Source organism: Intrasporangium sp. (genome assembly GCF_035280925.1).
GTDB lineage: Bacteria > Actinomycetota > Actinomycetes > Actinomycetales > Dermatophilaceae > Intrasporangium.
This window is the reverse complement of sequence record NZ_DATEEY010000213.1, coordinates 1-4,731: the sequence shown is the minus strand read 5'-3', so window position 1 is coordinate 4,731 and position 4,731 is coordinate 1. Positions and strand designations below refer to the sequence as shown.

At 67.8% G+C, this 4,731-nt stretch carries 7 protein-coding genes; 6 read left to right on the top strand and 1 reads right to left on the bottom strand.

The window, feature by feature from the left end; genetic code table 11:
• Positions 1–125 precede the first annotated feature (125 nt).
• The 6 genes from pqqB to VJN29_RS19235 all read left to right on the top strand — a co-directional run bounded on the left by pqqB (position 126) and on the right by VJN29_RS19235 (position 4,120).
• Positions 126–1,031 carry a pyrroloquinoline quinone biosynthesis protein PqqB gene (pqqB, locus tag VJN29_RS19260; RefSeq protein WP_324145259.1) on the top strand — a complete coding sequence of 302 codons (906 nt, stop codon included), beginning with the start codon at positions 126–128 and terminating at the stop codon, positions 1,029–1,031.
• Between the two features lie 8 nt (positions 1,032–1,039).
• A complete protein-coding gene (gene pqqC, locus VJN29_RS19255) occupies positions 1,040–1,732 on the top strand; it encodes a pyrroloquinoline-quinone synthase PqqC (protein WP_324145258.1) in 693 nt (230 codons plus the stop codon).
• Positions 1,719–1,997 carry a pyrroloquinoline quinone biosynthesis peptide chaperone PqqD gene (pqqD, locus tag VJN29_RS19250; protein WP_324145257.1) on the top strand — a complete coding sequence of 93 codons (279 nt, stop codon included), beginning with the start codon at positions 1,719–1,721 and terminating at the stop codon, positions 1,995–1,997. Before pqqC ends, pqqD begins: the two co-directional genes overlap by 14 nt.
• The gene (gene pqqE, locus VJN29_RS19245) at positions 1,990–3,078 is read left to right on the top strand and encodes a pyrroloquinoline quinone biosynthesis protein PqqE (protein ID WP_324145256.1); all 1,089 of its coding nucleotides are present in this window, start codon (positions 1,990–1,992) and stop codon (positions 3,076–3,078) included. The genes pqqD and pqqE overlap by 8 nt, the downstream gene beginning before the upstream one ends.
• 340 nt (positions 3,079–3,418) lie before the next feature.
• Positions 3,419–3,949 carry a manganese efflux pump MntP family protein gene (locus VJN29_RS19240; protein ID WP_324145255.1) on the top strand — a complete coding sequence of 177 codons (531 nt, stop codon included), beginning with the start codon at positions 3,419–3,421 and terminating at the stop codon, positions 3,947–3,949.
• A gap of 9 nt (positions 3,950–3,958) precedes the next feature.
• On the top strand, positions 3,959–4,120 hold the full coding sequence (locus VJN29_RS19235) for a hypothetical protein (protein WP_324145254.1): 162 nt from the start codon (positions 3,959–3,961) through the stop codon (positions 4,118–4,120).
• A gap of 336 nt (positions 4,121–4,456) precedes the next feature.
• Here the strand turns inward: VJN29_RS19235 and VJN29_RS19230 are convergent.
• Positions 4,457–4,731, bottom strand: a 275-nt coding sequence (locus VJN29_RS19230; RefSeq protein WP_324145253.1) for a hypothetical protein, incomplete at its 5' end; no start/stop codon positions are given.

Below are 4,731 nucleotides of genomic sequence, written 5' to 3'. Positions count from 1 at the left end.
CGGGACTGGGACTAGAGGGACAGGGCGCCGGGCGGGGCAGCCCGGCGCCCTTCCGGTATGCGGCACGCAGTCACGGTGCAGGTTCGGGTGAGGACGGCCGGACATCGAGGGGACAGCGGATCGAAGTGTGGGTGCGGGTGCTGGGATCGGCAGCCGGGGGAGGATTCCCGCAGTGGAATTGCGCCTGCCCGACGTGCCGCGCGGTGCGGGACGGTTCCCGGCCATCCCGTCCGCGCACCCAGTCGTCGATCGCCGTGAGCCCCGACTACCGGCGATGGTTCCTGCTCAACGCCTCACCCGATATCCATGCCCAGATCGAGTCTCTCCCCGCCCTGCACCCCTTCAGCGGCCCCCCGAGTGGCAGGGCGTCCCCCCTCCAGGCCGTCCTGCTCACCGACGCCGAGCTCGACCACACGCTCGGTCTGCTACTGCTCCGAGAAGGACGTGGCCTCGAGCTCCACGCCACCGAGGCGGTGCACGACACGCTCTCCAACGGGACGTCGTTGCTTCGCATGCTCGATGCCTACTGCCCGGTCAAGTGGCAGCCGGTCGTCCCGGAGGCCGACATACCGCTGGGAGATGGGCTGTCGTACCGGGCCTTCGATGTGCCCACGACGAAACGGGCGCGTTTCGGCTCCGGCAAACGGAGCGGACGAGTCGTAGGTTACCGCCTGACCGACGAGCGCAGCGGCCGGGCACTGGTGTACCTGCCGGGCGTGCAGGAGCTCACGGCAGCGGTGCGCGCCCAGCTGGATGACTGCGCTTGCCTGCTCGTCGACGGAACCTGCTGGCGCGACGACGAGTTGATCCAGCTCGGCATGGCCGGCAAGACGGCGCGCGAGATGGGGCACCTGCCGATCAACGGCCCCGACGGCAGCCTCGAGCAGCTGTCTCCGCTCCCCATCGAGCGCAAGATCTACACCCACATCAACAACACCAATCCGATCCTGCTCGAGGACGCGCCGGAGCGGCGCATCATCGAGCAGCACGGCATGGAAGTCGCTGTGGACGGGCTGGAGCTGCGAATCTGATGAGAGCCGTGGTGACGGTACCGGAAACCGAGAGCCTCGTGGCGGCGCTACGCGCGCAGTCCCAGCGCTACCACGATCGGCACCCCTTCCATCGGAAGATGAACGAGGGAGGTCTGAGTCGTCGGCAGGTCCAGGGCTGGGTGGCCAATCGCTTCTATTACCAGGAGAATCTCCCTCTCAAAGATGCCGCCATCCTCGCCAACTGCCCTCATCGCGAGGTGCGCCGTCGCTGGATCCGACGCATCCTCGACCACGACGGCACGGTGGACGGGGAGGGCGGCATCGAGGCGTGGCTGCGCCTGGGCGAGGCGGTGGGCTTGACGCGGGACGAGGTGCAAGATGAGCGGCACGTCGTCCCCGGGGTGCGGTTCGCCGTTGATGCCTACGTCAATTTTTCCCGCACCCGGCCGTGGGTCGAGGCGGTGGCCTCCTCGCTGACCGAGCTGTTCGCGCCGGATCTGATGGCCGAGCGCCTGGCCGCGTTCGAGCGCCACTACCCGTGGATCGATCCTCAGGGGCTTGCCTACTTTCGGGCCCGGCTGACGCAGGCTCCACGCGACTCCGAGCACGCCTTGCAGGTGGTGTTGGAGCACTGCCGGACACCGGATGAGCAGGCAGCCGCCGTGGCGGCGCTGTCCTTCAAGTGCGACGTTCTATGGAGCATGCTGGATGCCATCGATCGGACCTATGCGGATCGATAGCGATGCCGACCGCCCCCACCTGGCGCCGCACGTTCGACTGACGTTCGACTCGGCGCGGGAGCGGCACGTGCTGCTGGCGCCGGAGACGGTCTCCGTCCTGAACGACACAGGCGCGACCATCCTCGGGCTGTGCGATGGCGAGCGGACGGTGGCCGAGATCGTGGCGGAGCTGCACCGACGATATGACCGCGTGGTCGACGACGAGGTGCGGCGCTTCCTCGCTCGGCTCGTCGCCAAGCGATGGGTGGAGGTCAGCCATGGATAGGCCGTTCGGATTGTTGGCCGAGCTCACCTACGCCTGCCCGCTGCACTGCGCATACTGCTCCAACCCGCTCAACCTCGCTGACTATCGGGACGAGTTGACGACGCCGGAGTGGCAACGGGTGGCGGCCGAGGCCAGGGACCTGGGCGTCATGCAGCTTCATCTTTCCGGCGGTGAGCCGCTCCAGCGCCGCGACATCGTCGAGATCGTACGCAGCGCCAGCGAGCTGGGTCTGTACACGAATCTCATCACGAGTGCGCTCGGTCTGTCGTCCCGCCGCGCCGAGCAACTGCGCACCGCGGGCCTCGATCACGTGCAGATCAGCATCCAGGCCGACGAGTCAGCCCTCTCTGACCGCCTCGCCGGCACACCGTCCTTCGAGCGCAAGATCGCGGCAGCTCATCTGGTCAAGAAGCTGGGCTGGCCCCTCACGCTGAACGTGGTGCTCCACCGGCACAACATCGACAGGGTCGCCCGCATTCTCGACGTGGCCGAGGAACTTGGTGCTGACCGTATCGAGCTGGCCAATACGCAGTACTACGGGTGGGCTTGGCGCAACCGCGGCGCGCTCCTGCCGAGCAGGGCGCAGCTCGAACGCGCCGAGGTGGTGGTGCGTGCGGCGCGTGAGCGCCTGAAGGGGCGGATGGAGATCATCTACGTCATCCCCGATTACTACAGCCGGTACCCCAAGCCCTGCATGGACGGCTGGGGCCGGCGGCAGCTCACCGTGGTGCCCAACGGGGATGTCCTGCCCTGCCCGACCGCGCACGCCCTTCCCCTTCCTCGCGCCAGCGTGCGCGAGCACTCCCTGGCATGGATCTGGGAACAGTCACCCCTCTTCCAGCGCTTTCGCGGAACAGACTGGATGCCAGAACCTTGCCGAAGCTGCGGCCGCCGCGAGCTCGACTTCGGCGGGTGCCGCTGCCAGGCATTCCTGCTCACCGGCGATGCCGCCCGCACCGATCCGGTCTGCCACCTCTCCCCTGACCACAGGCTTGTGACCGAGGCGGTATGGGCTGCCAACGAGAGCGACGAGCCGAGCGAGGGAGCGCTCATCCCGCGGTGGCGTCAGACCCCGGTGTAAACGCGCGACGGGCGTCGGTTCCCTCGAAGCGCTGACCACCCACGAAGGAGACCTGTGCGACCAGCGTTCGGCAGGCCGTCACCAGGACCAACGCGCTGGAGGCGCCGGTGATCTCCTGCTGGGTGGACCGGGCGTCCAAGGGTTAGCGTGGGCTCACCATGACGCCAAGGCGCACCGCTCCTGAGACGCCACCTGACCGACCCGGGCCGCACGTCACGCCGGGGAAGGTCGCCCACTCGACACGAACTGGAGAACGCATGTGACGAGAGCAAGCGCGCCAGGGGCGGCAAGGGGTTCCGTTGGATGAGCGGACCTCGACACCAGCAAGTAGGAGTATGCCATGGCTGCGCTTCTCGTCCTCGGCTTCATCCTCAGCCTGGATAACTTCCGGGTGGCGATTGCGCTTGGAGTGCTTCGGTTCAGCTGGGGCCGGGCGGTGCAGGTCGCCGTGACGTTCGGGGTCTGGGATGGCTTCATGCCACTGGTGGGTCTCCTGCTGGGGCGCTACTTCGGCCAGGCGATCGGCCTGGTTGCCGACTATCTTGGGCCGGGCGTGCTGGCCGCGTACGGTCTGTACCTCATAGCCCGGGGACTGCGAACCGAGGCGCCGGAGGAGGTAGACGATCGTTGGGCGCTCTTCGGTATTCCGCTCTCTCTGAGCGTGGACAATCTGGTCACCGGCACGAGCCTGGGGTTGCTCGGCTTTTCTCCGGTGTTCTCGGCCGTGGTCTTCGGCGCCATCACGGCCCTGATGTCGTTCATCGGCTTGCGTCTGGGACGAGTTGCCGCCCGCTTCATACCCATCCGTATGGATCTGCTCAGCGGTATCGCGCTCATCGTCATGGCGGTCGTGCTCGCGCTGGGATATTGATTCAATTTGGTGGTCGAGCATGACGGGCTCCGTGCCGTACTACCGCCCGACGGCCCGTTGCCGCGGGCCGACGCGGTGGTGGCGATCGGGCAGCGTGCTCGCCTTGGACCGGCCAGCGGCGGGGAGGCCGGCGCCGCGCTCGCCGGCATCACCGCCTCCGGGCTCGACTGAGGAGCTTTCCACGCTCGACGACCGCCTGAGAGGGCTTCCTTGGGCGATCCACGATGGTCCTCGACACGTGCATGAGCCTGGGTCGAAAGTGCCCTATCGGGCAAACCGATCTGTCCGGATGCTGGCCCGGTTGGTCGTTCCCTGGGATCCGGGGAACTCCGTAGGGTTCGACGATAAACCCCGTCACGACGTGCCGCCGTCCGGACACGGTGTGACGACGTCGAGGTCGTCGCCACGGCCGGAGCTGGCTCGAGGCTCGGACCGGGCGGCACGCCCGCACAATCTGGGTTCGTCCAGCGGGGGAGCGCTCGGGCCTGACGCGGCGCTGCTCACCCTTCAGCGTGGGGCGGGCAATCGAGCGGTGCGCGGCTCATGGCGGCCCAAGGCCTGGGTCCAGTCGTCGGGGCCGTACAGCTCCCAGGTGTCGTCGTCGAAGGCGGGCAGCTCGGCCCCGAAGGCCCAGGGGTGCTGTGACGGGTCACCGCCGTCCAGCCCTGGTGGTAGATGCCCCCGGTTGCAGAACATCTCGAAGTACTGGGTCTGGTGCCGCTCGGCCGCCTCCGGGCTCGACTGAGGAGCTTTCCACGCTCGACGGACCGCCTGAGAGGGCT

Bases quoted from the DNA above. Each gene is read 5' to 3' on its own strand.
- pqqD (WP_324145257.1), top strand. From the start codon at position 1,719: ATGCGGATCGATAGCGATGCCGACCGCCCCCACCTGGCGCCGCACGTT.
- VJN29_RS19240 (WP_324145255.1), top strand. From the start codon at position 3,419: ATGGCTGCGCTTCTCGTCCTCGGCTTCATCCTCAGCCTGGATAACTTC.
- pqqE (WP_324145256.1), top strand. From the start codon at position 1,990: ATGGATAGGCCGTTCGGATTGTTGGCCGAGCTCACCTACGCCTGCCCG.